This window comes from Myroides sp. NP-2 (assembly GCF_014145665.1).
Classification (GTDB): domain Bacteria; phylum Bacteroidota; class Bacteroidia; order Flavobacteriales; family Flavobacteriaceae; genus Flavobacterium.
Genome location: NZ_JACHTD010000012.1, coordinates 47,832 through 72,839, shown reverse-complemented (window position 1 = coordinate 72,839; position 25,008 = coordinate 47,832). Strand labels below are relative to the sequence as shown.

Below are 25,008 nucleotides of genomic sequence, written 5' to 3'. Positions count from 1 at the left end.
AAATAACATTCCATTAAAATAAGTTAAAATGGCTAGAATATAAACAATATGATCGCCTACATAAACACACAACAACAATTGTTTTTGCTAAAATTCAGCACAAGTAAAATACTGCATAACCGCACAATATTTTCTATTTTTGACAGATAATCTAACTGTTGTACTATGTCGCAAGAAATTATCATTGGTCTTTTACTTCTTTCTGTCTTACTACTTGCTTTTCTCTTAGGAAAAAAAACAACGCCTAAAACGGCTACGACTTCAGATCACCTACAACTTATGGCTGAAAAAGATTTTTTACTCCAACAAAATCAGCAATTGCAACAAGATAAAAACAAAATAGAAGAGCAAACGGAAATACTGCGTCAAGACAATCAAGAATTGATTGCACGCATTTCTATTCGCGAAACGGAATTGCTTAATATCAAAGAAAAGTTGGAGATACAACAAAAACAAACCTTAGAATTACAGGAAAAATTTGCTGTCCAATTTGAAAACTTAGCCAATAAAATCCTCGAAGAGAAGAGCGATAAATTTACACAACTCAACAAAACCCAAATGGAGAGCATTCTGACTCCTTTACAAGAAAAAATAGGGTTATTTGAACGAAAAGTAGAACAAACACACAAAGAGAGTATTGATCATCATGCGGCCTTGCGTCAGCAAATCTTAGGCTTACAACACGTACACGCCAAGATGAGTGAAGAAACCTTGAATTTAACTAAAGCGCTCAAAGGGGATAATAAGATGCAGGGAAATTGGGGGGAAATGATTCTCGAAAGCGTATTGGAAAAATCGGGCTTGGAAAAAGACAGAGAGTACAAAACACAACCAAGTTATACAAGCGAAAACGGCAATCGCCTGCAACCCGATGTCGTGATCTACCTTCCTGATAACCGCCATCTAGTCGTCGATTCTAAAGTTTCTCTAGTGGCCTATGAGCAATATATCAATACTACAGAAACACAAGAGCAACATCGCTTCTTACAAGAGCATATACTGTCAATCAAAAGACATATTGAAAACTTATCTGATAAAAACTACTACGAATTGTACAAAGGTACAAGTCCAGATTTCGTTTTGTTATTCATCCCCATTGAAACGGCTTTTTCTATTGCTGTAAATGCAGATCATACCCTATACAGCAAAGCCTTTGAAAAGAACATTGTCATAGTCACCCCATCTACACTACTCGCTACATTGCGAACAGTAGAAACCATTTGGAGACAGCAAAAACAACAAGAAAATGCCTATGAAATTGCTCGACAAGCAGGTTTACTTCACGATAAATTTGTAGGACTGATCAACGATTTAACTAAAATAGGTAAGAAACTAGAGGAAACGCGAAATGAATACGACAGCGCTTTCAACAAGCTTAGCACAGGAAAAGGCAACTTGATCAACTCCGTACAAAAGCTCAAGGACATGGGTGCAAAAACTAAAAAATCAATTGATTCTACCTTAATCGGAGAATAAATAAATGGATGGACGAATACTGTAGATCAACCTAGCGTACAAGGAACAAAAAACAAACCGCACAACAAACCATACGCTCATTTCCCATAATTTTGATTACTTTTATTATTAGAATATGATTAGAAATTTTAATTTCCTACATCTAAGCTGTACTTTTGCACGTGAATTGAAAAAATGATTGTTAAACACTTTATAAAATTCTACCTATGTTTTTTAAAGATATGCACCCAGCCGACATCGCTGAAGCTATTTCAGAAATGAGAAGAAGAGAGCGAAATCTCCATTTTCTAAAGCTCTCCCCCGAGTTAAAGGTCGAAGTGTTTTCATTTTTAGATATCAATATTCAAGAGGAAATTGTACGCAGTATGACGCGCGAAGATTACGCTGAAGTACTAAATAACTTAGAGCCAGATGACAGAACGGAATTATTGGAAAATTTCCCTGATGAATTAATCAAATATTCTATCAATTTATTAAACGATACTGAAAAGCAAATTGCATTAAATCTAATCGGATATAAAGAAGATAGTATTGCGCGTTTAATGACGCCTTTATACATTCAAACCAAAGCGAATAAAACAGTAAAACAAGTCTTCCAACACATCAAAAAATACGGTAAAAAGGCAGAAACTTTAAACTATATTTATGTTGTAGATGACAACAACGTTTTGATTGACGACTTAAAAATTGGTCAATTGTTAATGGCTGAGGAGGACACCTTAATTGCAGACCTTATCGACCACAATTTTGTTTCCTTAGTAACAACTATGCCCATGGAAGATGCCTTCGATATTTTTGAGAAATACGATCGCTCAGCCATGCCTATTATCACAGAAAAAGGGGTCTTAGTCGGTATTGTGACCTTTGATGATATCCTCGATAAAATTAAAGAACGAGACACCGAAGATATCCAAAAATTCGGGGGGATGGAAGAATTGGATTTATCCTATACGCACACCCCTTTATTTGAACTCGTAAAAAAACGCGCTGGTTGGTTGATTATCCTCTTCTTAGGAGAGATGTTAACTGCCTCTGCAATGGGATATTACGACCAAGAAATTGAAAAAGCAGTGGTTTTAGCCCTCTTTGTTCCACTTATTATTTCCAGTGGAGGTAACTCTGGTTCACAAGCTGCTTCCTTGATTATTCGTGCAATGGCATTAGGTGAACTAAAATTAACTGACTGGTGGTATGTAATGCGAAAAGAAATTGCCTCGGGCTTAATGCTAGGTGGTATCTTGGGAATCATCGGTTTTGTGCGTATCTTCATTTGGCAGGAAGCTGGAATCTACGACTATGGGGAGTATTGGTTGTATGTAGGATTAAGTGTTTCTCTTTCGCTTGTACTCATTGTACTATGGGGAACCCTTTCCGGATCTATTATTCCCTTCGTACTTAAAAAGTTTGGCATGGACCCCGCTACCGCATCAGCTCCTTTTGTAGCCACTTTGGTGGACGTTTCAGGTTTAATCATCTACTTTACTATCGCTGCGATGTTCCTTTCAGGAAAACTATTGTAAATCAATATAACGCTATAAAAAAATCCGATAGGCCTTACCTATCGGATTTTTTATATCATTACCAAAGGGATAACTCCTTTTGGATATTCTATCTTTCCATACACGTCTAACTGTTCTAGACGTAGCTGACTTTAATTAGCTCCTCTACTCGTTGGTAATTCAGTGCCTTTATCGATCACGTGTAAATTTTTATCAATGTTGTAGTATAGCTGTGGATTCACCGTATCCTGAAAAACAGTAACACTCGTTTGATATTCATCGGCATAAGTTACTGTTGCTTGTTTACTGCTACACGATACCAAAGCCAATAGGGCTACTAAAATACCAATATAAAAAAGAATACTATAGTTCATCTACTTTAATTTAGTCTAAGATACAAAATTATTCTTCTCTAAACCTAACTTTCTTCATATTAGGCAACAAACAAGCAATTACCCCCAATAACGGCAGATACGCACATACGCTATAAATATAAGCAATTGACGTTTGATCGGCCCACCACCCTAACAAGGCTGAACCCAATCCACCCATACCAAAGGCAAAACCGTAAAACAATCCCGAAACCATCCCTATTTTCTTTGGTAGTAACTCTTGTGCATAAACCAAAATGGAAGGGAAAGCCGAAGACATAATAAAACCAATAACAACAATGAGCACGGCCGTCCATGCCAAGTCCACGTGAGGTAATAGCAAGGTAAATGGCGCTGCACCCAACACTGAAAACCAAATGATGTATTTGCGTCCTACTTTATCCCCTAAGAACCCTCCTATCAAAGTACCCAAAGCAACGGCTATTAAAAAGTAAAACAAATACACTTGTGCTTGCACTTCTGTTATGCCAAATTTATCCATTGTATAAAACTGGAAATAGCTGGAAATACTCGCTACGTAGAAATACTTGGAAAAAATCAAAAGTAAGAGGACCACAATAGCGCTATTCACTTTAAAAGCAGATAGCTCAGGGATGCGTATTTTCTTTTTCTGTTTCGTTGCTGCATGGCTTAAAACACCTTTATACCAAGTACCGATAAAATAGTATACGAACTGAGCGATGATAGCCACAGCAACAAACCAAAGCAAGTGCTGTTGTCCCTTAGGTAAAACCACCCAAGCCACCAATAATGGTGCTAAGGCCGTACCTGTATTTCCACCAATCTGAAAAATAGATTGTGCTAAACTTCGCTTTCCACCTGAGGCAACGTAAGAAACACGAGAAGACTCTGGATGAAAAATAGAAGACCCAATACCAATACAAGTTACCGCGACCAACACCCATAGGTAACTAGGGGCAAATGCCAATAATATTACACCTACTGTGGTGCACAACATGCCGTAAATTTGAGAGTATGGTTGGGGTTTTTTATCGGTATAATTTCCTACTAAAGGCTGTAAAAGCGAGGAGGACATTTGGTAAAAGAAAGTAATCAATCCGATCTGTGCAAAACTCAACTGATAGTTTTCTTTCAATAGTGGATAGGTGGCTGGCACAATAGCCTGCAGCAAATCGTTGCACAAGTGTCCAAAACTAATAGCTAGTAAAATTGGGTAAACCGTCTGTTGAGAGAGCGTTTGTTTATTGACTTTGTTCAACACTTTGTGTTGAATACTTAAAATTTTGTTCATAACCTAAATCTGAAGTAAGCAAAGGTAAGTATTTTTTATCCTGCCCTCCTTTTCTCCTCAACAAAATACAGCGATCGCCTAGGGTGTAATTTTTTACTAGAAAACACGCCGAAAAAGGAATGAAATTTATCAATTCTTTCTTTTATTGCAAGTGTTGCATAAAAAAGAAAACAGTTCTGCAATCGCTCCAGTGCCAAAAAGACATTTTTTTAATATGCAAAAGACAAAAAATAAAAAAGCAGCTGTAAAAAAACGCTTTTACAACTGCTGCTCTTATCGTATATTTTAGGATGTTAATTAGTCTTCTAATTCTTCTCCTGCTACGTAACGCTCCATTTCTCGCTCGTAGAACTCACCTGCTTGCACAACTAAAGTTTCCATTTCCGCTTCTACTTCTGACTCTTCTGACTCTTCAATAGACTCTAAAAATTCGATTTCGTCTGTGTTTAAGTTGATGATAAAACGAGGAAACTCCAAGTGTATAATAAAGATATCTTCTAAGTGATCTGTATTATCTGCTAGAACAAATTTAGGTAATTGCATGATTTTTATTTTAAATTAGTATTAATCAATCGATTCGATATATGGTGAAAACGCGCATAGAGCAAGATGGCGGCGACGGTTAACCCCGCCAATAAGCCTATCCAAATGCCTGGTGTTCCAACGTTGGTGTATAAACTTAAATAAATGGACATTGGGAATCCCACAATCCAATAGGATACAAAGGTAATAATCATCGGAACATTTACATCTTGTAAACCGCGTAAAGAACCCAAAGTAACCACTTGCATACAATCAGAGATTTGAAAAATAGCCGCTACAAGTAAGAGTTGCCCCGCAATTTGAATAACTTCTTCATTCATCAGGGCATTGGTAGCGTCCTTTGCATCTAAAAACAACAGAGGAATATAGTTGTTAAACAACACAAACAACAAGGCAAAAAGAATATAAATGCCCAAAGCCATCAACATAATAGAACGAGCTACCGTTCTCATGTAGGTATAGTTCTTTAATCCCATTTGGTTTCCAACGCGAATTGTAGCTGCAACCCCTAATCCGCTAGCAAACATAAAGGTCATGGACGACATACTCAAAGCGATTTGATTGGCCGCTTGAGAAACCGTACCCAACATGCCCGACAGCCAAACGGCTCCAACAAATAGAGCAACCTCAAAGAAACTCATCAACCCTGATGGAATTCCAATTTTTGAGATTTGTTTGACCACGTCTTTTTTAATTTCATTGAATTTCAATTGGTACATAAAAGGCTGAAACATCGCCTGTCTCTTCATGGCAAAATGCATATAAATAATCATCACCACACGAGAAATCAAGGTTCCATATGCGGCACCTAACATTCCTAATTCAGGGAAAATCCAAATTCCGTAAATCAACAAATAATTGAATATCAAATTCACCCCATTGCAAATCAACGTCGCATACATTGAATTTTTCGTTTGCGACTTTCCATCAGCAAATTGCTTATACCCTTGGTACATTACTAAGGGAATAATTGACAATGCGACAACATCCAAAAAGGGTTTGGCTAATTGTGTCACTTCTGCCGGTTGTCCCATATAGATTAAAAAAGGCTTGGCTAAGAAGATAATCGAAAACAACAAAACCCCTACAACAGTGCACAAAAACAACCCGTTAACAAAAGTTGAACGTCCTCCTTCTAAGTCATTTGCAGCATCACTTTTAGCAACAAAAGGCGTAATAGCGGTTGAAAATCCAACCCCTAACGAAATTGCGATAAACACAAAACTATTGGCTAGTGACGCCGCTGCTAATTCTGTAGGTCCAATCTTTCCCACCATGATATTGTCTATTACTCCAACCACAGTATGTCCTAACATGGCTAAAATAATAGGATAGGCTAATTGAATATTATATCGAAACTCCTTGCTATAGATGGAAAGATTCATTTGCTAAAAATTTGTGCAAATATACTGACTTGAAAACGAAAGACTCTGTTGGGTTAACAAATTCTTTAAAAAGAATACGCTATCGCCTAGGATATATAGTCCCTAGCGCCTGCCTTCCCACTTCTGTTCCCCTTCATCTGCAACTAAGAATGAAGGTAGAAAATCCTGCATTTATTTAGTCTTCCTGCAGCAAGCGTTCTCGGTATTTAGATAAGTTGTCTTTGATAGCATCGGGTAATTCAGGCAAACTAACATCAGTCAATCGCTCAGTAACTTCCAACAAAATACTAGCAAAAATATAGCGACACAAAGCCTTATCATCTGCGGGGATTACATACCAAGGACAGGTCGTTGTTGATGTTTGTTCGATCGTTTCTTCGTAATACGATTGATAATCCTCCCAAAACTCGCGCTCACGTACATCTTCTGGTGAAAATTTCCAATGGTGCTTTTCCTTGCTCAATCGGCGAAGAATGCGACTCTTCTGCTCCTCTTTTCCCAAGTGCAAAAAGAACTTTAACACAATAACGCCATTGTTGCTGATATGCTCTTCAAAATTGACAATTTCGCGGTAGCGCTTTTCCCAAAAACCTGCTGTTAGCTCCTTTGTTGTTTTGATCTGTGGTAGACGCTCAGTTAAAACAATCTCAGGATGTACGCGAGATACCAATACATTTTCGTAATGCGTACGATTAAAGACGGTAAACTTTCCCTTTTCTGGTAAAGCCACATAATGACGCCACAAATAATCATGCTCTAGCTCTGTAGACGTAGGCTTTTTAAAACTTTGTACGACCACCCCCCTAGCATTAAAGGATTTGAAAACCTCGCGAATCAAACTGTCTTTACCTGCTGCATCCATCCCCTGAATGCAAATCAGAAAACTATAGCGATTATGCGCATACATCAACTCTTGAAATTTGCTTAAATGCCGACTCAATTCTTCTAATTTTCGAATTGCCTTTTTGGGATTCATCTCAAAATCGGGTACTGTACTCAATTTCTTTAGTTTGGTCTTTCCTATAACTTTGTATTGCTGTTCAAAACTCATGTCATTATTTATTCGTTAAGTAAATCGTATGTATTAAATTTATAAAATTCAATTTAGGTGACCATGAAAAAATTAACAATAACATTCCTTTATCACATTATAGGGATAAGTGCTGCCTCTGGTTTGTACTATGCAGAAAACAAATTACATCTCATTGCCGATGACAGTACCTACTTGTATCACTATGATATTCCTAGCAAACAGCTCCACAAAACAGCGATTAGCGAAGATTATATTGGGCAGGAGAATATTGCCAAAGCCGATAAACCCGATTTAGAGTCGATGGCTTTTGACGGAATTAACTACTATTTATTTGGTTCGGGTTCCAAACCAAACCGAACAACGCTTTATGAAGTTCACCAAATGACCAATGAACCCGTGAGTAAACAATCGTTGGATTTACTGTATGAATCCATGAAGGCGTTTGCTCATTTAGACGATGCAGATTTCAATATTGAAGGCGTTGTATACGACAATGAAACCTGGTACTTTTTCAATCGCGGCAACGGGCCCAAACAAGAGAACGGCGTATTCAAAGTAACAGGAGAAAGCATTTTGGACAACTTTAGAATTACCTATACCCCGATGAAATTACCTAAATTAGAGCAAGTACAGACAGGGTTTACTGATGCAGTCTTAGTGGATCAAGACCTTTATTTTATCGCTACTGCGGAAGATACAGGTTCTACCTACGCCGACGGTGAGATTAAGGGATCTATTATTGGTAAAATTAACACGAAGAAGATGAAGGTTGAAAAGACCAAAGTAATCAGTACACATCAAAAATTTGAAGGAATTACCACCTATAGAAACAATCCGAAAGCGGTTTCTTTCTTTTTGTGTACAGACCCAGACAATCCCGAATTACCTACGTCAATCTATCAATTAACCATACAAAAATAGGATTGCTATGCAATCCTATTTTTGTATTATTCTTGTGGAATACGCTCCATATTTCTCAAGCGCCAATTGGTCCAAACGGCCAACATAAAATAGAACAAACACAGCAACCACATTTGACTAAACAGATCGCTAATATCATGTAAAGACGCACCAAACTGAGTTAAAGCAACAAATCCTTTAGTTCCGATGGTGGAAGGAACGAAAAAGGAAACCACTTTAATTGCCGTTGGAAATGCCGTTGTAGGCCATGACAATCCCGTCATCAACAAGGTTGGAATAGAAAACAGTGTGATGGTCATAATCGAATCTTCTCTGTGTTTAAAAACATTTGCTAAAGTCATCCCTAAAAAAGTAACGGATAACAGAAAAGGAATTAAAAACAACACAACCTCTCCAATATGCCCGCGTTGCGGAAATGTAAATACATGCATAACAAAACCTAGCACAATCAACATCATCAGCATAGATAGCATTAAATAGGCTAAACTCCTTCCAATGGTCAAAAAGAAATTGGAAAAGCGACCGGTTGCATACGCAAATGTGGCTGAAAATCGCTTGCGCTCGCGCAATGTTCCAGCTAATATTCCCATTCCATTTAATTGTAGTGTTTGAATGGCTATCAAAAACACAGCTGGCATTAAGAAGGTGGCATATCCTCCATTGATGTTAAACAGCGGTTTAGCCGTTACATCAAAAGGACGTCTACTCGCGCTTGCTTGTTTCATTGGCATGCCGCTCGCCATCATTTTATTCACCTCTACCTGTCCACCTAAAGTTCCTGCTGTTAGCATCACTGCACCTAGTGTTTGTTTGTAATACAACATATAAGAAGCATCACAATATGCACCAATAGTTGGCACAATACCCTTTTGCAAATCCCGGGCAAAATGCTCGGGAATCACAATAATACCTTTTATTTTTTCTTGATAAAATGCCTCTTGTGCCAAATCCATACTCGCTGTTCGCATAGCCACGTGCAATTGAGGCGTTGCATCCAACATTCGATCAATCTGATGACTCATCTTCGATTGATCTTGGTTGACAATCGCCACAGGTAACTCTGTAATAACTTCTTTGGAATACACATAAGAATACACAAAAGCCACCAGTAATACACAGACCAAATAAGTGATTACAATAGCTGAATCTTTTAAGATCATTTTTATTTCTCGTTTACACGACTCCAGTATCAAGGCGAAATTTTCGATCATTCCTTTAAGCATCATAACCTCCTTTCTGTAATTTTTTGTAGTAAAAAGGCAGTCCAATCCACCCCATACAAATAAATACGGCAAAAGCGATTAGATACCCCGCTTGTTCCGCATTAAATGAAATACCACGGATGGCGTAGTTCACAACAAATCGCATATACGAATGGAAGGGAAATACGTAATTTACTCCGCGTACAAAGCCACTCATTCCCTCTGGCGGAAAGGTATAACCAGCAAATGAAAAAGCAACTGCGGCATAAGCCCCTCCAATGGTTAAGGCAATTCTCAAACTGTTCATCACCGAAGCGAGAAAAAACCCCATGCTTTGACAAACAATCACAAACAAGAAGAAAAATAGATTGAGCATCCAAAAATTACCTTTCATAGGCATGCTCAACTTGTAAAACACATAGGAATTCATGTAGAACCCCAAAACCATAAAAACGAAGGAATAGGGTAGAATTTTGGACAAAGCTACTATCCATACTTTGTTATTTGCACGTTCTAATAATTCGTGTCCTTTTCTGTATTTTAAATCTACACCAAACACGTAAATGGATACGACGAGCATAATGATTTGTAGGGCCATGGGCATAAAAGCTAACCCCAAGTAGTATTCATAACTGGTGTATGGATTAAACAACACGTGCTCTTCTACATTAATTGGAGCAACCGAAGCCAATGCCTGATTAGGAGTCAGTCCGCCTTGTTGCAATGAGATGGTGCGAACTCCCACTGCTAAATATCCGGCTGCCGTTTGAAAATCGCGTTGAATTAAACCCGCAGGTAGTAAATACTGCCCATTGTAGTAACAAGTAACATTGGTTTTTACGCCTTTTTGCACGTTTTTTTGAAAATCTTTTGGGATGATAATCAACGCAAAAGAATCCCCTCTACGCACCGTTTTTTGTCCTTCCAATTCATCGCTTACATCATATACAATTTGCATAGCGGCACTAGCATCAATAAAACTAGCTAGCTTACGTGAAGTACTACTTTTATCTAAATCGAGTATTGTTACTGGTAGGTCTCGAGAGACTCCTTCTTGCAACAAAGCCCCGTAGTAAAAAAACAGCAATAAAGGAATGCCCAAGATCAACACCAAAATTCGAGGTGTTGTCAGCATTCGCTTAAACTCTTCTTTGACTAGGGATAGAAAACCTTTACTCACGTTTTATTTTTTTTATTTCAAACTACTCTCTACCACTAATGCACTCATTCCTGGTCGTAATCCCTCTACTTTTTGAGTAGGATAGGCTTTGATTAAGAATGTTTTCATATCAAAATCTCCTTTTGATTTGGTTGCGCTCCAAGTAGCATAATCTCCTTGTACCGCGATATAGTGTACTTCTAATTCAATTTCTTGATTACCTAAGGCAGGAACAATGGCATGAAATTTCGCATTCATTTTGAATTTAGGCATTAAATCCTCGCGAATATTAAAGTTTACCCAGACATCCGATAAATCCACTAAATTGACAATAGGATAACCTGAATTCACAATTTCACCTTTGTTGGGCATAATAGTATAGACCTCTCCTGCTTGTGGGGATTTTACTTCTCCTTCTCCTTTGTAGATTAGGACTTCTTCAACGGCACCTTTCGCTTGATTTACAACGGCTAAGGCTGCGGCTTTATCTTCAGTTCTCGCTCCGCTTTTAGCCATTTGATACGTTGCACTTGCTGCTTTTTCAACTTCTTGAGCTGCAATGTATTTGGCATATGCCTCATCCTTTTGTTGAGCAGGAATTACTTTTTCTCGGTATAAATTTTCAACTCTCGTATACGTTTTTTGTGCAAAGTCAGCCCCAGCTTTTGCTTGTTGCCATAAGTTGTATGCCGCTTGAACTTCTTCTTTTCGAGCTCCTGTATTAGCTTTTGCATCTTGAGCAAGTGCCGCTGCGCGCAACGCCTCTACTTGCTGTAATTTAGCATCAATCTCAGGTGTGCTGATCTGTACCAACACTTGTCCTGCTTGTACTTGCTCTCCTTCTTTTACCAGTATCGCATCAATTCTACCAGGAATTTTTGACGACACATTGATTTGCGTAGCATCTACTTGTCCTTGAATATAGCTTTCTTGTGGAGCACTTATATACCAAATCGATAGGGCAAACACCACAACGACTACTACAATTCCAACGATTGCACTTATTACTTTATTTTTCATCTTACCTTCAAATTATTTTGCAAATTGGACAAATTCATTACTTAAGCCCGTGTATTCAAACAGGGACGCCACATTCGACACATAGTAAAAATGCGCTTGAAGCTTTTTTAGTTTTACAGCGGATAAATTCAACTCTGCATCCACAACTTCTGTTGAAGTGGCAAATCCTTCGATAAACGCTTTGTTGCGCACGCGCAGGTATTCTGTTGCCATTGCTTCTTGTGTAGTGAGATTATCGAGTTGTTCTTGTTGCTTTTGAATATCTTGATACAATTTCGCAACTAACATTTTAATATCGGATTTTGCCTTTTCTTCAAATAAGGCTACACTTTCACGTGTTGCTTTAGCGGCTTTGATTTCATTTCTATTTCGAAGTCCTTCAAATAAGGTGTAGGTTACGCCTATACCCACCGTCCACGGTTTATTATTGTCATAGAGTACATCCAATCCACTGATGGGATTATTGTGTGCAAGTACCGTTTGACCAAAAGCCACTACCGTTGGATAATTTGCAGCTTGTTTCGCCTTAACTCCTTGTGTAGCTAATTCTTTTTGCAAGCTCAACTTTTGTAGTGCGGGATAGTTTTCTGCGGCAGCATGTTGGTAGTAGTCCAAGGCTTCCATCTGAGGAAGCACAAAGAAATCACTGCTCAAATCGGAAGTAACCTCCTCCACTTCCATGGTATTAGCCAAAGCTAAACGCGCCAAGGTTGCATCTTTTTTTGCGGCGTCTAACTCTCGACTCGCATCCGATACTGCAACATCAGCGGCCATGCGTTGTACAGGCGCAATCATCCCTTGTTCTTCCAACTTCAACGCATCATCCTGGTGCTTTTTCATACCTGCTAAAACATCCTGACGTACTATGAGTGCACGTTCTGCAAGTTTAACCGTATAATAGCGAACCACGAGTTCTGACAATAGCTTGTCTTTGGTTTGTTCCAGTTCTTTCTCGCCAATTTCGCTTTTTAGCTTTCCCGCTTGTACGGCGGCATTAATCTTACCTCCTGTAAAAATAGGCCATGTCGCCATGAACCCTCCAAAAGCCATATCTCTTTTATTGAAGTCAACCGACCAATTTCCCAATACCTCTGCGTTGGGTAAATGAACAAAATCCCCGACTTGATTTCGAAGACCATTGAAGTCCAAGCCCAAGGAGCGGTCCATATAGAGTCCCATTCCAAACGCTTTTACCGTTGGCGAACGCAAACCTTTCATAGCTTTCCATTCATATTGGTGTACTTCTTCTTGTTTTTCCATCGCCTTAATCAAGCTATTCTCTTCATTCATCACACGCAAAGCTTCGGAAAAAGACAAGCTTTGTCCATAACTCGCATTCGAAATAGAAAAGCAAAATAAAGTTCCCCCGAGAAGTAGAAAAAAACGTTTCAAGTTTATTCTTTTCATTCACTTAATGTTGTTAATTACACATAAATGCTTCAATAAATATACAATCTTTTTCACTTTATAAAGCACTATTTTTAATCGTTTTACAAATATAACACTATCCTTGAAATCCAGAAGTATAAGGAAGGGTGAAAAGGCACTTCAACTAGGAACTTTTCATGGAAAAGCATAAAAAAACCCTTCTATAAGAAAGCTCGCAAAACATATGCCAAGAAGCTTTTTTAAAGAAGGGATATTACTAAAAATAGTTGATTTTTTTATTTTTCGATGTCGCGTAAGCTTTCCATTTTCTTGTGCGCCAAGAATCCTTTAATGTCCTCAAAGTGTTCTTTCACGCGTTTATTGCCAAATTCAAATACTTTTTCTGCCAAACCATCTAAGAAATCACGGTCGTGTGATACGAGGATCACGGTTCCTTCAAAGTCTTTCAACGCCGCTTTGATAATGTCTTTTGTTTTCATATCCAAGTGGTTGGTAGGCTCATCCAGTATAAGCAAATTATATGGTTCAAGCAATAACTTAACCATAGCTAACCTCGTTTTTTCACCGCCGGAAAGCACTTTTACTTTCTTTTGAATATCGTCTCCAGAAAACATAAAAGCCCCCAAGATGTTCTTAATTTGCGTGCGGATATCTCCTTCTGCAATGCGGTCAACTGTTTCGAAAATCGTTAAATCCCCATCGAGCAAAGAGGCCTGATTCTGGGCGAAATATCCCACTTGAATATTATGTCCTAATTCAATTGATCCCGTATAATCGATTTCTCCCATAATTGCCTTGATCATCGTAGACTTTCCTTCTCCATTTTTTCCTACAAAAGCTACTTTCTGCCCGCGTTCTACTACCATATTTGCATCCTGAAACACCACGTGATCCCCATAGGTTTTTCCCATTTCAGTAACGGTTACAGGATATTGCCCTGAGCGCGCCGCTGGTGGAAACTTCAAGCGCAGAGCTGAATTATCTACCTCATCCACCTCAATAATCTCCAATTTTTCCAACATCTTCACGCGCGATTGCACTTGCAAGGTTTTGGAATAAGTTCCTTTAAAACGCTCGATAAATTCGGTTGTTTCAGCAATCATTTTCTGTTGCTCCTCATAGGCTTTTAACTGATGGGCTCTGCGGTCTTGACGCAATACTAAATAATCAGAGTACTTCGCCTTGTAATCGTAGATTTTACCCATGGTCACTTCAATAGTGCGATTGGTGATATTATCGACGAAAGCACGGTCATGGGAAATAACCATTACAGCTTTGGCCTGTGTCAATAGGAAGTCTTCTAACCATTGGATACTCTCAATATCCATGTGGTTGGTCGGCTCATCAAGTAAAATTAAATCTGGTTTTTGCAATAAAATTTTCGCCAACTCAATGCGCATTCTCCATCCCCCGCTGAATTCTGAAGTTGGTCGTGTAAAATCTTCGCGAAGGAATCCCAATCCCTTCAATACTTTTTCTACTTCTGCTTCGTAGTTGACTTCTTCAATTGAATAGAACTTTTCACTGAGTTCCGATACGCGTTCGATTAACTTCATATACGCATCACTCTCGTAATCGGTACGCACCGTCAATTCTTCATTGATTTGCTCAATTTCATTTTTCATAGAAAAAATTTGAGCAAAAGCTTTAGACGTTTCTTCAAAAACAGTACAATCATCAGCCGTTAATAAATGCTGAGGCAAATAGGCAATTACCGCTTCTTTCGGAGCCGCTACAACACCAGAAGAAGGCTTGTTTACTCCCGCTACAATTTTAAGTAACGTGGATTTACCTGCACCGTTTTTACCCATTAAGGCAATCTTGTCATTTTCATTAATAGAGAAACTCACACCACTAAAAAGTGTTGTACTACCAAATTGCACAGCAACATCATTAACTGTTATCATATTGTATTTTATTAAAAACAGCTGCAAATATAGTATTTGTTTGTTTTAGATCGGGATATTTATTGCCGATGGTTTTGAAAAAGTGAAAAGCAAAACATTCCAACATTAGAATCCCCCTGTCTATCAGCTGTGGCAGCATACTTAGGAAAACAAAGCCGAGGTTTAGTCTTGACTTGCTTTCTTGTACTTACTCTTGGTTTATGCGCGTTAAAGAAACATCTTTTTGGGGAATAAAACACACTCCTACCCTCAGAGGTAGTTTTACATTTATCACACAAAATCTACCCAATGGGATAATATAAATAAAAAAATAGATTGATAATTTTGAATAGTATATAAAAAATAATTAAAGGCCATGAGAAACGCAATACTCTTTTTTTCTCTCTTTTTGTATTCTTTCTGCAGCTATTGTCAGACTTATACCGGACTGGTTAAAAACGCCCAAAACGAACCGCTTCCGTTTGTCAATGTCGTTGCCACAGATGTAATAGACAACAAAACAAAAGCTGGCGTATTGACGGATGAAACAGGGTATTTCTCCTTGATAATTCCTACCTCTCATGCCTTTATTTTAACCCTAAGCCTTATCGGTTATCGCTCTCGGGAGCAGTATTTCCCCACAACAACTACACAAGATTTAGGTTTACTTCTACTCCAAGAAGAAAGTAGTGAGCTTCAAGAAGTTGTGATTCACGCAGCACAACCATTACTCACCAGAAAATCAGATCGCCTTATTTTCAACGTCGAGAATAGTATTGTTTCAGCTGGTGCTAATGCATTAGAAGTCTTACAAAAAACAGCAGGAGTGCGAATTGAAAGGGATAAGATCGGTATGCTCGGAAAAAATAGTGTCCAAATTCTGGTTAATAACCGATTATGCCCTTTAACAGCGGAGGATTTAACTGCCTATTTGCGTTCTATCCGTGCGGAGGACATTGCTAGAATAGAAGTGATGACCAACCCTCCCGCTACTTATGATGCCGAGGGGAACAGTGGATTAATTCACATTGTATTAAAAAAGACAATAAACAACTTTTGGGGCGGTGAGCTTACTTCTAGCTTTCAACAATCGAGCTATACATCAGCAACCGTAGGGGGCAGTCTCACCTACCAAAAAAACAAGTGGTCAATCTTTTCTTCAACCAACAAAAACGATGGTGCTATTCAAGTACAAGAGAAGAATAAGATCTACTATCCCACTCAGCTTTGGGATACAGATACCAAAATAAAATATTTTACACGTTTTTTTTCGAATAGAACAGGGATAGACTATGCAGTAAATGATCGTTCTACAATTGGAATTCAATATCTAGGCAACAGCAACAGACCTGATAATCAAGAGCAAACCTCAACTCCTATTTATGGTCCTTCAAAAGGAATCGATTCTCTACTTACAACACGGGCTCATACGGATAAAAAAATAGTTTCTCATGCCTTGAATGGACATTTTAAAACTGTTTTTGACACCTTGGGAAAAAACATGACTGTTGATTTAGATTATTTCACCTATACCAACACCCAAGAGCGAATCAATACTAGTAATGTGCGCATTCCACAAAGAGAGGAAGTCGACAGTTTTACAAATGCAACCAACCAAAGCATTACCACCTATACTTCCACTGTAAACGTTGAATGGCCCTTGGGAAAAGTCCAATTCGATTTTGGTGGTAAAGTGTCCTTTATGCAAAACAACAGCGATATAAGCACCTATAATCATAGAATCGAGGCATTAGATCTCGGGCAATCGAATCGATTTAACTATAGCGAAAACACACAAGCGCTGTACGCAAGCGCTTCTAAAACGCTAAAAAAGTGGGACATAAAATTGGGTGTTCGCCTAGAGCACACACAAACGAAAGGGCTTTCCTTAACGTTAAACGAACGCCAAGAGAACCGCTATACCCATTTGTTTCCCACCTTATACGTCACCTATATCACCAATGAAAATAACCAATGGTCATTCAACTACGGCAAGCGGATTAATAGACCTTCCTATTCTTCTTTAAATCCTTTCCGTTGGTACTCCACTCCTTATGCATATACAGAGGGAAATCCCTTTCTGCAACCCTTTTTTAGCGATAATTTTGAATTTGCACATGTCTATAAAAATAACTTAAACACCTCTTTTTATCTTTCTAGAACAATAAATGGCGTGGATCAAATTACACTCACAGCCCCCAATACGGTCACACAAGCAACAATACGCAAAAACTTTCTAAAAGAAATCAGTATAGGTTTATCCCAATCCTATACGTTCAAAGAGTGGCATTGGCTTACCTCTTACCTTCAATACAATGTAAATTACACCGAGATTAAGTCAAATTTATCCAGTACAAAAGCCGAACAAAGTGGATTGAACTTCTACTTTTCCCTCAGCAATACCCTCACCTTCAACCAAACGAAAACCCTCCTTGGTGAGGTAACCTTTCAGTACGTTGCTCCTGGAATAAGCGGCATGGATTATATCACCGCCTATCACCGCACAGACGTAGGAATAAGATGGCTATTACTCGATCGAAAGCTCCAACTTAACGCAGTGGGTAGTGACCTATTCAAGACCAATAAAAACACGATTAAAAGCGAGGTCAACACCATCAAACAAACCTACACCAACTACTATGATACCCGGCAAATTAGCCTATCGTTAGTATACAAATTTGGAACAAATATAGCCGCTACAAAAACGAAAAACTTTAGCAATGAAGAAGAAAGAAACAGAACTGATTAAGTCTGTCTGCGATGTGTTCGCCAAGCTATTGAATCGCCTTTGTAACGAAGCTAAGAAGCGCTTGCAAGCAATGTCCTTAAGAGTAAATGACAATAAACTTATGACTCCCAATCTTAAATTTTATTATCATGAAATTACAAACCTTACAATCATTTGATGTATTAAACAAGGATCTTGTTAATACAATTATAGGAGGTAATGCATCATTCCAATATGACTGCAGCAAAAAATTTGATGTCGACAGCAATAGTCGTGATTATCAGCAATAAGTCTAATTCTTAATCAAAGAGTGATTAATACCATACTAGTCAGTATTAATCACTCTTACATCAAAACCAAGGAGTAACAAAGCGCAATAATAATATTTTATATCTAAAACATGATTCTAATCCTCTCATTTGACGAATACGAGCAGGGCACAGATCCTGTCATTGATTGGCTTTTATACTACAAGGCTGAGTTTGTAAAAGTTACGGTAGAAGATTTTATTCAAAAAAAACAGGCCTTTAGATTAGAGATTAATGATGGCCGAATTTTTATCAAAGGAGAAGACGTAACAGATAAGATCAAAGTGATTTGGTATCGTCGACTAGAATGTGATGTGAAAATAAGTCTCCCAAAGAACAAACCGTTCACGCAAGCGTTATTTGAAATTAATCAGGAAATAATAGACACTATTACTTATTTAAAGCGAATACTTGCGCACAAAACATGGATGCCTCAAGAAGAAGGATTCAGGTTAAACAAACTCGAAGTGACCTATCTAGCCCAACAATTTAATATTGCTACACCTACAACAATAGTGAGTAACAACAAACAAGACGTACTTGAGTTTCAGCGTACCGTCGACTGCGATTTAATTGTAAAGCCAATTAAACACAGTTCTTATTTTATTACGCCCCAGCACACTTATAGCATATATACCCAAAAACTAAAAAAAGAAGACGTAGGTGAATTACCTGAACAATTTGTATTAACCTTATTTCAAGCCTGTATCGAAGCGGCATATGAAATACGCGTTTTTTACCTTGATGGAACATGCTATGCAAGTGCAATCATACTCACTACAGATCAATCCGATACCGTGGATATTAAGCTCAATTTTTACTCGGAGAATATTCATTGGATTCCCTATCAATTGCCCATTGAATATGAAAGTAAACTCATTGCATTTATGCAATCGATAAATCTCAACACAGGTTCGCTAGACATTATTAAAAGCAAGGCAGGTGAATATATAATGCTTGAAGTCAATCCTGTTGGACAATACAATGCACCTAGCTATCGCTGTAATTATAATGTAGAAGAAAAAATAGCTAAATGGCTCATCAATCATGACACATAAATCGAACAAAACCTCCATCTTTTCTGAAGATGAATTGTGTTTTCTCCCGTTGACCTACCGAATTATGGAATGCGAAAACACCAAAGACGTGCACGAGTTGCGAACCCAAAGTTGGTATACGACGAGTAGTAAGCATTTTAGCTCGAATTATATTGTTTGTAATTCCCATAAACCCCTTTCTAATTTTTTACTGTATGACCCTGATTCAATCTAACTATATCGTCTTATTTGCCTACTGCAAAATCGTCAAAGGCAAGGATAAAAATATTCTGTGTGATTTACAAAAGGGAAAGATCAAGTATATTCCCCAGGCCATGATAACCGTTATAACCTTGCTCCAAAGTCAGCCTTATCTCGCAGTAAAAGAATATTTTAAAGCAGAAGAAACTATTTTCCTTTCCTATGTCACTTTTTTACTACAAGAAAAATTTGCCTTTCAAAGTGAACTAGCGGCAAGTCATTTTCCTGACTTAGAAAACTCTTGGAGTAGCCCTGAAATTATAAACAATGCCATAATAGAATACAGCTTTACACATTACAATTTAAAATCGCTCTTTGTACAACTCGATGATTTGCTCACTAAATTTATAGAACTCCGTTTAACCGTTTGCAGAGAAAACAACCTCAACGAACTTGTCGACGTACTTGAATATTGCTCCCAATCCGTTTGTTGTAGCCTTCAAATTATGTTGCCAAGCTGTGCTCCATCCTACTGCTCTAAAATAATAAATACCCTAGATCAATTTCCAATTGTCAATAGGATCGTCTTTTACTCTAGTGAAGCCAAACACACCGTAAATAGAGAAAAACACACTGTATATTTTATACCTGAAAGTCTTGAAGATATTACCAAAGCAACCATAGCCTCTACAGTCTTAATCAACAACATAGCCTACTATCACGAGTGTCAAAACCACAACCCCTATTACAACAAAAAAGTAGCTATTACCGCTAAAGGTCAAATAAAAAACTGCATTAAGAACAAAAAGGTGTTTGGATCCCTATCCAAACAACCGCTAAAACAAGTAGTGAACAGCGATGAGTTTCAAGAATTCTGGTATGTTACTCCTGATCAAATTATAGATATTCAAGACAGTGAATTGAGATACAACTACCTTATCACCCATGATATGAAAAGACGAGCCGATGGAAAATATCAACTTATTGTATAAAAAATTCAAGTTTATAAGACAACTTGAATCCGCGGATTGTGGACCTACTTGCCTTAGTATGATAGCGAACTACTACGGCAAAAAAGTAAATATTCACCAATTAAGAACCTGGTGTCACATCAATAAAAGTGGCGTAAGTTTTTCCGAGTTAATCGATGCGGCTACTTATATTGGCTTTACGGCTGTTGCTGTTAAAATAACGATGGGACAACTTGTCGATAAAGCACCTAAACCTTGTATTCTCCATTGGAAGGACAACCATTATGTCGTTTTTTTAGGCCTTGACAAACAAGGTAGAGCCCTCATTGCCGATCCTGGGTTTTCCAAGCTAAAGATAAAACAATCTGATTTTTTTGAATATTGGAAAAGAGATGATGACAAAAAAGGAATTGCCCTATTATTAATCCCCAATGAAACCTTTACTATTCAGGAGATAAAAGCCAATGACGATTTTAATAAGCGCCTGTTCTTTTTGAACTATTTGAAACCTTTTAAAACTACATTCATAGGTCTTTTACTCTTGCTGTTAATCATCACCGGAATTAGCGTTTTTTATCCTTTTATCAATGAACGCTTAGTTGATGAAGGAATTCACATGAAAAATATGCAGGTTGTTCTCTATCTCTTACTTGCCCAATTTGTCCTATATACCAGTACTACTGCTATCGAATTCATTCAAGGTTGGCTGTTTCTCCATGTAAACACAAAATTAAACATTAGCCTTATCACCGATTTTTTAAAAAAATTAATTCGGATGCCCCTGATGTATTTTGAGAGTAAGCTAACCACCGATATTCTATTGAGAATCGATGATCACAAGCGAATTGAGGAGTTTTTTTCCAACCATTCGCTTCAATTTTTGGTTTCCCTCTTGCTATTTGGAATCTATTCTATCCTTTTGATACACTATTCGCTTATGGTATTTTTGTTCTTTATTCTCAGCTCTGCCCTATCTGTCCTTTGGGTATATTCCTTTCAAAACAGTCGAAGACATATCAACTACAGACGCTTTGAAATCGAAACCAAAAACAAGAACATCCTATACGAAATAATAAATGGGATTTCCGACCTTAAGATAAACAATGCAACGGACTATAAAACAAAACAGTGGAAAGAAATTGAGCTAGATTTATTCAAGTTGAACAAATCGACGATTTTACTTGAACTCAAACAGAGTATTGGCGTCAAATACGTATCCCAACTTAAAAATATTTCCATCATAGCCTATGTTTCTTATTTAGTCATTCACCATCATTTATCTTTAGGAGCTTTATTGAGTATTTCCTTTATTATAGGACAATTGACACTTCCCATAGAGAATTTCATTGCCTACCTCTATTCCTACCAAGACGCCTCCATTAGTTTGGATCGGCTTTCTGATGTGTATCGCCAAAAGGATGAGAGTCAATTATATGCTATCCACAAAGAAAAAAACAAACACAACTTGTATCGCGTGAATAATGCCATTCGATTTAACCAAGTGAAATATTCGTATTTCGGTGGGAATTCCTTCAATTTATTTGAAGATTTAAACCTTTCTTTTCCCCTCAATAAAGTAAGTGCCATTGTAGGAACGAGTGGAAGTGGAAAAACTACAGTGATTAAATTGCTGTTGAAATACTGTCATATCCAAAGTGGAACGATTACATTTAAAGGGCAAGACATCAATCAAATAGAATCAGATGTTTGGCGTGATCTCATAAGTGTTGTCTTTCAAGATGGCTATATCTTTTCGGATACGGTACAAGAGAACATCACCTTAGGAGCTCCTTTTGATCCCACTCATTTTAAAAAGGTAACCCACTTATCTAATTGCAGCGAATTTATTGCGAATTTACCTCAAAAAGAGCAAACGCGAATCGGCGAGAATGGCATTGGACTAAGCAAGGGACAATTCCAACGCATTCTCATTGCTAGGGCCATGTACAAAAACCCAAAAATTCTCATACTCGATGAAGCAACCTCTGCCTTGGATGCGGAAAATGAAAAAATAATACACGACAACTTAGTAACTTTTTTCAAGGACAGAACTGTGATTATCATTGCCCATCGTTTAAGTACAGTTAAACACGCAGATCAAATCATTGTTTTATCCAAAGGCAAAGTGGTGGAAACAGGCACGCATAAAGAACTAATACAAAACCATCGCTTTTATTATTCCTTGATAAAGAACCAATTGGAAATTTAATATCAGATTGGTTTGAGTTTCCTTAGGACATTCGATTATCTTGTTGCACTTCATCGTCTTAGTCCTGGGATTAAATGTTAAAAGCCCAGCAGTGTTGCTGGGCTTTTTTCTGAAAAACTACAATTGAAAGTAGTTGGTGTAGTTTTGTAAATCCTTATCTCCTCTACCGGAAAGGTTAACCACTACGATATCTGTGGGCAAAAATGTTTTGTGTTTGAGCGCGGCTAGGGCGTGTGAACTTTCGATGGCGGAGATGATTCCCTCCAATTTACACAGTTCCAATCCGGCTTCCATGGCTTCTTCATCTTTGATGGCAAAGAATTCAGCGCGCCCTTGTTGTTTCATCAAGGCGAACAACGGTCCAAAACCGGGATAATCCAATCCAGCTGAAATAGAATAGGCTTCTAGCGGTTGTCCTGCTTCATCTTGCATGAACAAGGTATTACTACCGTGAAGAATCCCTGGCTTGCCTAAAAACGAGGTAGCTGCCGTTTGTGAGGTATTAACTCCCCTACCGCCGCCTTCTGCAACGATCAACTGCACAGTTGGGTCTTCCAAAAAGGAGTAGAACGCACCTGTAGCATTACTTCCACCCCCTACACTAGCCACGACATAGTTGGGTTTATCCACCCCTTCTTTCTCTAGTAACTGCTGTTGAATTTCTTTGGAGATCACCGATTGAAAACGTCCAACCATATCAGGGTATGGATGAGGTCCGACTACAGATCCGATTAGATAATAGGTATCCGTTGGATTTTCAATCCAGTAGAGCAAAGCCTCATCTACTGCTTCTTTTAACGTTTGTGTACCTGTTTTAGCTGGGCGAACCTCAGCGCCTAACATTTTCATACGCGCTACATTGGGTGCCTGACGTTCAATATCAGTAGCTCCCATAAACACCACACATTCTAAACCAGCTAAGGCACATACTGTTGCTGTCGCCACACCGTGTTGTCCAGCACCAGTTTCAGCAATAATTTTCTTTTTACCTAAGCGCTTCGCCAGTAATACTTGACCAATGGTATTGTTGATCTTATGCGCTCCAGTATGGCATAAATCTTCTCGCTTTAGATACACTTTTGTGTTGTACAGAGCCGATAAACGCGCGGCATAGTACAAAGGCGTTGGTCGCCCTACATAATCGGCTAATAGCTTTTGATACTCAGCTTGAAAGGTTGGCTCGTTCATTATTTCTAAATACACGGCTTGCAATTCACTGACAATTGGCTCTAAAGCTGGAGGTATAAAAGCACCTCCAAAATCGCCATAAAATCCTGCTTGATTTACTTGATACTTCATCTTGATTCTGATTTAATAAATAGGTTTGTTTTTAATTTTTGGGCACAAAAAAAGGGCTTGTCGTGATGACAAGCCCTTAGAGGTGTAGGAATAATATATTCGTTTCCTTATATTTTTTCTTCATACATACCAATAGCAGGACAGCTCACGACGTCTTGACGTAAGTTGCTCCACCACCAATTGTTTGTATGTTTAAAATTCATTTCTGTTATTTTTACGGTGTAAAGGTAGGAATTAATTTTAGTTGACCAAATAAAAAAAAAGCTGCCTGTATCAACAGACAGCTTTTACTTTTTACAGCATGACTAACGCATTCTTCTCTGGATCAATCTCCGAAACATCATATCCACTAAACTTTTTCAAGTAGGATTTGATTGATGTCCCATATCCATCGCTAAATGAATTAGCTCCATTACTTTTCAAATATTTTCTCACAGATCCTGCTCCACCTAAGTGTGCCGCAGCCAGTATACCTGACTCTGTGATTCTGATCCCGTCGATTCTTCGTCCTTCGTACGTTTTAATCTCATTTCTAAGAATCCACTTGTTTTTTGCAATCAGGGCATCAAATGCTTTTTCCTGTAATTGCGGATCATTCAAAAACTCTTCAGAATCAAAAATCCCTATTGATCTTAGAGCTAACCTTCCGAATTGGTATTTTCCGATGTAACCATACGAGTTGACAATTCGATACAATCCATTAGATTCTCTAGCACCTAATGCTTGTTTAAAACCAATGTAGGTTTTCCCTGTAAATGGTATTACGGCTAATTCATCTGTCTTTACTTCCTTCGTCATTTTCTCTTCTGGAAGATGGTAAGACAGCGCTTCATCGGGAAGTATTTTATACTGTTCTAAAAGTATAACTTCGTACTTTTTAAAACCCGAAAAAACTCCACCTAATAGCAGTAATAAGCCAATAAAAAAAGAACATTTTTTCCTCATTAAAATTAATTTCTCAAGCCCTGTCACCACTTGAAATTTCACTCCGCAAAGTTACCTCCTTTTTTAAATCTGCCTATTTTTTAATCGTTAAATTACATTCCCTTAACCTTACGTTTACACACAAACACTGATTAACAAAGAGATACAAGAAAA

21 protein-coding genes are annotated in these 25,008 nt (G+C 38.0%); 9 read left to right on the top strand and 12 right to left on the bottom strand.

Going from position 1 to position 25,008, the window contains the following annotated elements:
- The first annotated feature begins 165 nt into the window (after positions 1-165).
- Together H4K35_RS12235 and mgtE are read left to right on the top strand one after the other, a co-directional pair.
- A complete protein-coding gene (locus H4K35_RS12235) occupies positions 166-1,476 on the top strand; it encodes a DNA recombination protein RmuC (protein ID WP_182628251.1) in 1,311 nt (436 codons plus the stop codon).
- A 206-nt stretch (positions 1,477-1,682) separates the two neighbouring features.
- Positions 1,683-2,996, top strand: coding sequence for a magnesium transporter (gene mgtE, locus H4K35_RS12230; protein ID WP_182628250.1), 1,314 nt, complete (start codon positions 1,683-1,685; stop codon positions 2,994-2,996).
- 131 nt (positions 2,997-3,127) lie between these two features.
- Here mgtE and H4K35_RS12225 read toward each other — a convergent pair whose 3' ends face one another.
- The 5 genes from H4K35_RS12225 to H4K35_RS12205 all read right to left on the bottom strand — a co-directional run bounded on the left by H4K35_RS12225 (position 3,128) and on the right by H4K35_RS12205 (position 7,598).
- The gene (locus H4K35_RS12225; RefSeq protein WP_182628249.1) at positions 3,128-3,349 is read right to left on the bottom strand and encodes a hypothetical protein; all 222 of its coding nucleotides are present in this window, start codon (positions 3,347-3,349) and stop codon (positions 3,128-3,130) included.
- Between the two features lie 28 nt (positions 3,350-3,377).
- The gene (locus H4K35_RS12220) at positions 3,378-4,619 is read right to left on the bottom strand and encodes an MFS transporter (RefSeq protein WP_255492460.1); all 1,242 of its coding nucleotides are present in this window, start codon (positions 4,617-4,619) and stop codon (positions 3,378-3,380) included.
- Positions 4,620-4,916: 297 nt separating this feature from the next.
- A complete protein-coding gene (locus H4K35_RS12215) occupies positions 4,917-5,162 on the bottom strand; it encodes a hypothetical protein (protein WP_182628248.1) in 246 nt (81 codons plus the stop codon).
- A 5-nt stretch (positions 5,163-5,167) separates the two neighbouring features.
- Positions 5,168-6,547, bottom strand: coding sequence for an MATE family efflux transporter (locus H4K35_RS12210; protein ID WP_182628247.1), 1,380 nt, complete (start codon positions 6,545-6,547; stop codon positions 5,168-5,170).
- Between the two features lie 175 nt (positions 6,548-6,722).
- Positions 6,723-7,598 (bottom strand): PPK2 family polyphosphate kinase, encoded by an 876-nt coding sequence (locus H4K35_RS12205; RefSeq protein ID WP_182628246.1) that lies wholly within the window; start codon positions 7,596-7,598, stop codon positions 6,723-6,725.
- A gap of 63 nt (positions 7,599-7,661) precedes the next feature.
- Here H4K35_RS12205 and H4K35_RS12200 point away from each other — a divergent pair, with 63 nt between their 5' ends.
- Positions 7,662-8,501, top strand: a complete 840-nt coding sequence (locus H4K35_RS12200; protein ID WP_182628245.1) for a hypothetical protein — start codon at positions 7,662-7,664, stop codon at positions 8,499-8,501.
- A 26-nt stretch (positions 8,502-8,527) separates the two neighbouring features.
- Here H4K35_RS12200 and H4K35_RS12195 read toward each other — a convergent pair whose 3' ends face one another.
- From H4K35_RS12195 to H4K35_RS12175, 5 genes are all read right to left on the bottom strand, one after another.
- Entirely contained in the window at positions 8,528-9,727 is a 1,200-nt protein-coding gene (locus H4K35_RS12195) for an ABC transporter permease (RefSeq protein ID WP_255492459.1), read from the bottom strand.
- Entirely contained in the window at positions 9,717-10,883 is a 1,167-nt protein-coding gene (locus H4K35_RS12190) for an ABC transporter permease (protein ID WP_182628244.1), read from the bottom strand. The genes H4K35_RS12195 and H4K35_RS12190 overlap by 11 nt, the downstream gene beginning before the upstream one ends.
- 12 nt (positions 10,884-10,895) lie before the next feature.
- Positions 10,896-11,882, bottom strand: coding sequence for an HlyD family secretion protein (locus tag H4K35_RS12185; RefSeq protein ID WP_182628243.1), 987 nt, complete (start codon positions 11,880-11,882; stop codon positions 10,896-10,898).
- A 12-nt stretch (positions 11,883-11,894) separates the two neighbouring features.
- Positions 11,895-13,289: a TolC family protein gene (locus H4K35_RS12180; protein WP_182628242.1), complete on the bottom strand. Its 1,395-nt coding sequence runs from the start codon at positions 13,287-13,289 to the stop codon at positions 11,895-11,897.
- 257 nt (positions 13,290-13,546) lie between these two features.
- Positions 13,547-15,178, bottom strand: coding sequence for an ABC-F family ATP-binding cassette domain-containing protein (locus tag H4K35_RS12175; RefSeq protein ID WP_182628241.1), 1,632 nt, complete (start codon positions 15,176-15,178; stop codon positions 13,547-13,549).
- A 355-nt stretch (positions 15,179-15,533) separates the two neighbouring features.
- Here H4K35_RS12175 and H4K35_RS12170 point away from each other — a divergent pair, with 355 nt between their 5' ends.
- The 6 genes from H4K35_RS12170 to H4K35_RS12145 all read left to right on the top strand — a co-directional run bounded on the left by H4K35_RS12170 (position 15,534) and on the right by H4K35_RS12145 (position 22,611).
- Complete coding sequence (locus H4K35_RS12170) at positions 15,534-17,906, top strand: outer membrane beta-barrel family protein (protein WP_182628240.1); 2,373 nt, start codon at positions 15,534-15,536, stop codon at positions 17,904-17,906.
- A gap of 128 nt (positions 17,907-18,034) precedes the next feature.
- Positions 18,035-18,175: a hypothetical protein gene (locus H4K35_RS12165; RefSeq protein ID WP_182628239.1), complete on the top strand. Its 141-nt coding sequence runs from the start codon at positions 18,035-18,037 to the stop codon at positions 18,173-18,175.
- Positions 18,176-18,285: 110 nt separating this feature from the next.
- The gene (locus H4K35_RS12160; RefSeq protein ID WP_182628238.1) at positions 18,286-19,251 is read left to right on the top strand and encodes a hypothetical protein; all 966 of its coding nucleotides are present in this window, start codon (positions 18,286-18,288) and stop codon (positions 19,249-19,251) included.
- A complete protein-coding gene (locus H4K35_RS12155) occupies positions 19,241-19,465 on the top strand; it encodes a hypothetical protein (RefSeq protein ID WP_182628237.1) in 225 nt (74 codons plus the stop codon). Before H4K35_RS12160 ends, H4K35_RS12155 begins: the two co-directional genes overlap by 11 nt.
- Positions 19,446-20,423 carry an SPASM domain-containing protein gene (locus tag H4K35_RS12150; RefSeq protein ID WP_182628236.1) on the top strand — a complete coding sequence of 326 codons (978 nt, stop codon included), beginning with the start codon at positions 19,446-19,448 and terminating at the stop codon, positions 20,421-20,423. The genes H4K35_RS12155 and H4K35_RS12150 overlap by 20 nt, the downstream gene beginning before the upstream one ends.
- The gene (locus H4K35_RS12145; protein ID WP_182628235.1) at positions 20,398-22,611 is read left to right on the top strand and encodes a peptidase domain-containing ABC transporter; all 2,214 of its coding nucleotides are present in this window, start codon (positions 20,398-20,400) and stop codon (positions 22,609-22,611) included. The genes H4K35_RS12150 and H4K35_RS12145 overlap by 26 nt, the downstream gene beginning before the upstream one ends.
- Before the next feature lie 117 nt (positions 22,612-22,728).
- Here H4K35_RS12145 and trpB read toward each other — a convergent pair whose 3' ends face one another.
- Positions 22,729-23,910 carry a tryptophan synthase subunit beta gene (trpB, locus tag H4K35_RS12140; protein WP_182628234.1) on the bottom strand — a complete coding sequence of 394 codons (1,182 nt, stop codon included), beginning with the start codon at positions 23,908-23,910 and terminating at the stop codon, positions 22,729-22,731.
- Positions 23,911-24,204: 294 nt separating this feature from the next.
- Positions 24,205-24,855 carry a peptidoglycan-binding protein LysM gene (locus H4K35_RS12135; protein ID WP_182628233.1) on the bottom strand — a complete coding sequence of 217 codons (651 nt, stop codon included), beginning with the start codon at positions 24,853-24,855 and terminating at the stop codon, positions 24,205-24,207.
- Positions 24,856-25,008: the final 153 nt, after the last annotated feature.

What these genes read in the sequence shown, in the direction of transcription:
- H4K35_RS12235 (WP_182628251.1), top strand. Translation starts at nt 166, where the DNA reads ATGTCGCAAGAAATTATCATTGGTCTTTTACTTCTTTCTGTCTTACTA.
- mgtE (WP_182628250.1), top strand. Translation starts at nt 1,683, where the DNA reads ATGTTTTTTAAAGATATGCACCCAGCCGACATCGCTGAAGCTATTTCA.
- H4K35_RS12225 (WP_182628249.1), bottom strand. Translation starts at nt 3,349, where the DNA reads ATGAACTATAGTATTCTTTTTTATATTGGTATTTTAGTAGCCCTATTG.
- H4K35_RS12220 (WP_255492460.1), bottom strand. Translation starts at nt 4,619, where the DNA reads ATGAACAAAATTTTAAGTATTCAACACAAAGTGTTGAACAAAGTCAAT.
- H4K35_RS12215 (WP_182628248.1), bottom strand. Translation starts at nt 5,162, where the DNA reads ATGCAATTACCTAAATTTGTTCTAGCAGATAATACAGATCACTTAGAA.
- H4K35_RS12210 (WP_182628247.1), bottom strand. Translation starts at nt 6,547, where the DNA reads ATGAATCTTTCCATCTATAGCAAGGAGTTTCGATATAATATTCAATTA.
- H4K35_RS12205 (WP_182628246.1), bottom strand. Translation starts at nt 7,598, where the DNA reads ATGAGTTTTGAACAGCAATACAAAGTTATAGGAAAGACCAAACTAAAG.
- H4K35_RS12200 (WP_182628245.1), top strand. Translation starts at nt 7,662, where the DNA reads ATGAAAAAATTAACAATAACATTCCTTTATCACATTATAGGGATAAGT.
- H4K35_RS12195 (WP_255492459.1), bottom strand. Translation starts at nt 9,727, where the DNA reads ATGATGCTTAAAGGAATGATCGAAAATTTCGCCTTGATACTGGAGTCG.
- H4K35_RS12185 (WP_182628243.1), bottom strand. Translation starts at nt 11,882, where the DNA reads ATGAAAAATAAAGTAATAAGTGCAATCGTTGGAATTGTAGTAGTCGTT.
- H4K35_RS12180 (WP_182628242.1), bottom strand. Translation starts at nt 13,289, where the DNA reads ATGAAAAGAATAAACTTGAAACGTTTTTTTCTACTTCTCGGGGGAACT.
- H4K35_RS12175 (WP_182628241.1), bottom strand. Translation starts at nt 15,178, where the DNA reads ATGATAACAGTTAATGATGTTGCTGTGCAATTTGGTAGTACAACACTT.
- H4K35_RS12170 (WP_182628240.1), top strand. Translation starts at nt 15,534, where the DNA reads ATGAGAAACGCAATACTCTTTTTTTCTCTCTTTTTGTATTCTTTCTGC.
- H4K35_RS12165 (WP_182628239.1), top strand. Translation starts at nt 18,035, where the DNA reads ATGAAATTACAAACCTTACAATCATTTGATGTATTAAACAAGGATCTT.
- H4K35_RS12160 (WP_182628238.1), top strand. Translation starts at nt 18,286, where the DNA reads ATGATTCTAATCCTCTCATTTGACGAATACGAGCAGGGCACAGATCCT.
- H4K35_RS12155 (WP_182628237.1), top strand. Translation starts at nt 19,241, where the DNA reads ATGACACATAAATCGAACAAAACCTCCATCTTTTCTGAAGATGAATTG.
- H4K35_RS12150 (WP_182628236.1), top strand. Translation starts at nt 19,446, where the DNA reads ATGACCCTGATTCAATCTAACTATATCGTCTTATTTGCCTACTGCAAA.
- H4K35_RS12145 (WP_182628235.1), top strand. Translation starts at nt 20,398, where the DNA reads ATGGAAAATATCAACTTATTGTATAAAAAATTCAAGTTTATAAGACAA.
- trpB (WP_182628234.1), bottom strand. Translation starts at nt 23,910, where the DNA reads ATGAAGTATCAAGTAAATCAAGCAGGATTTTATGGCGATTTTGGAGGT.
- H4K35_RS12135 (WP_182628233.1), bottom strand. Translation starts at nt 24,855, where the DNA reads ATGAGGAAAAAATGTTCTTTTTTTATTGGCTTATTACTGCTATTAGGT.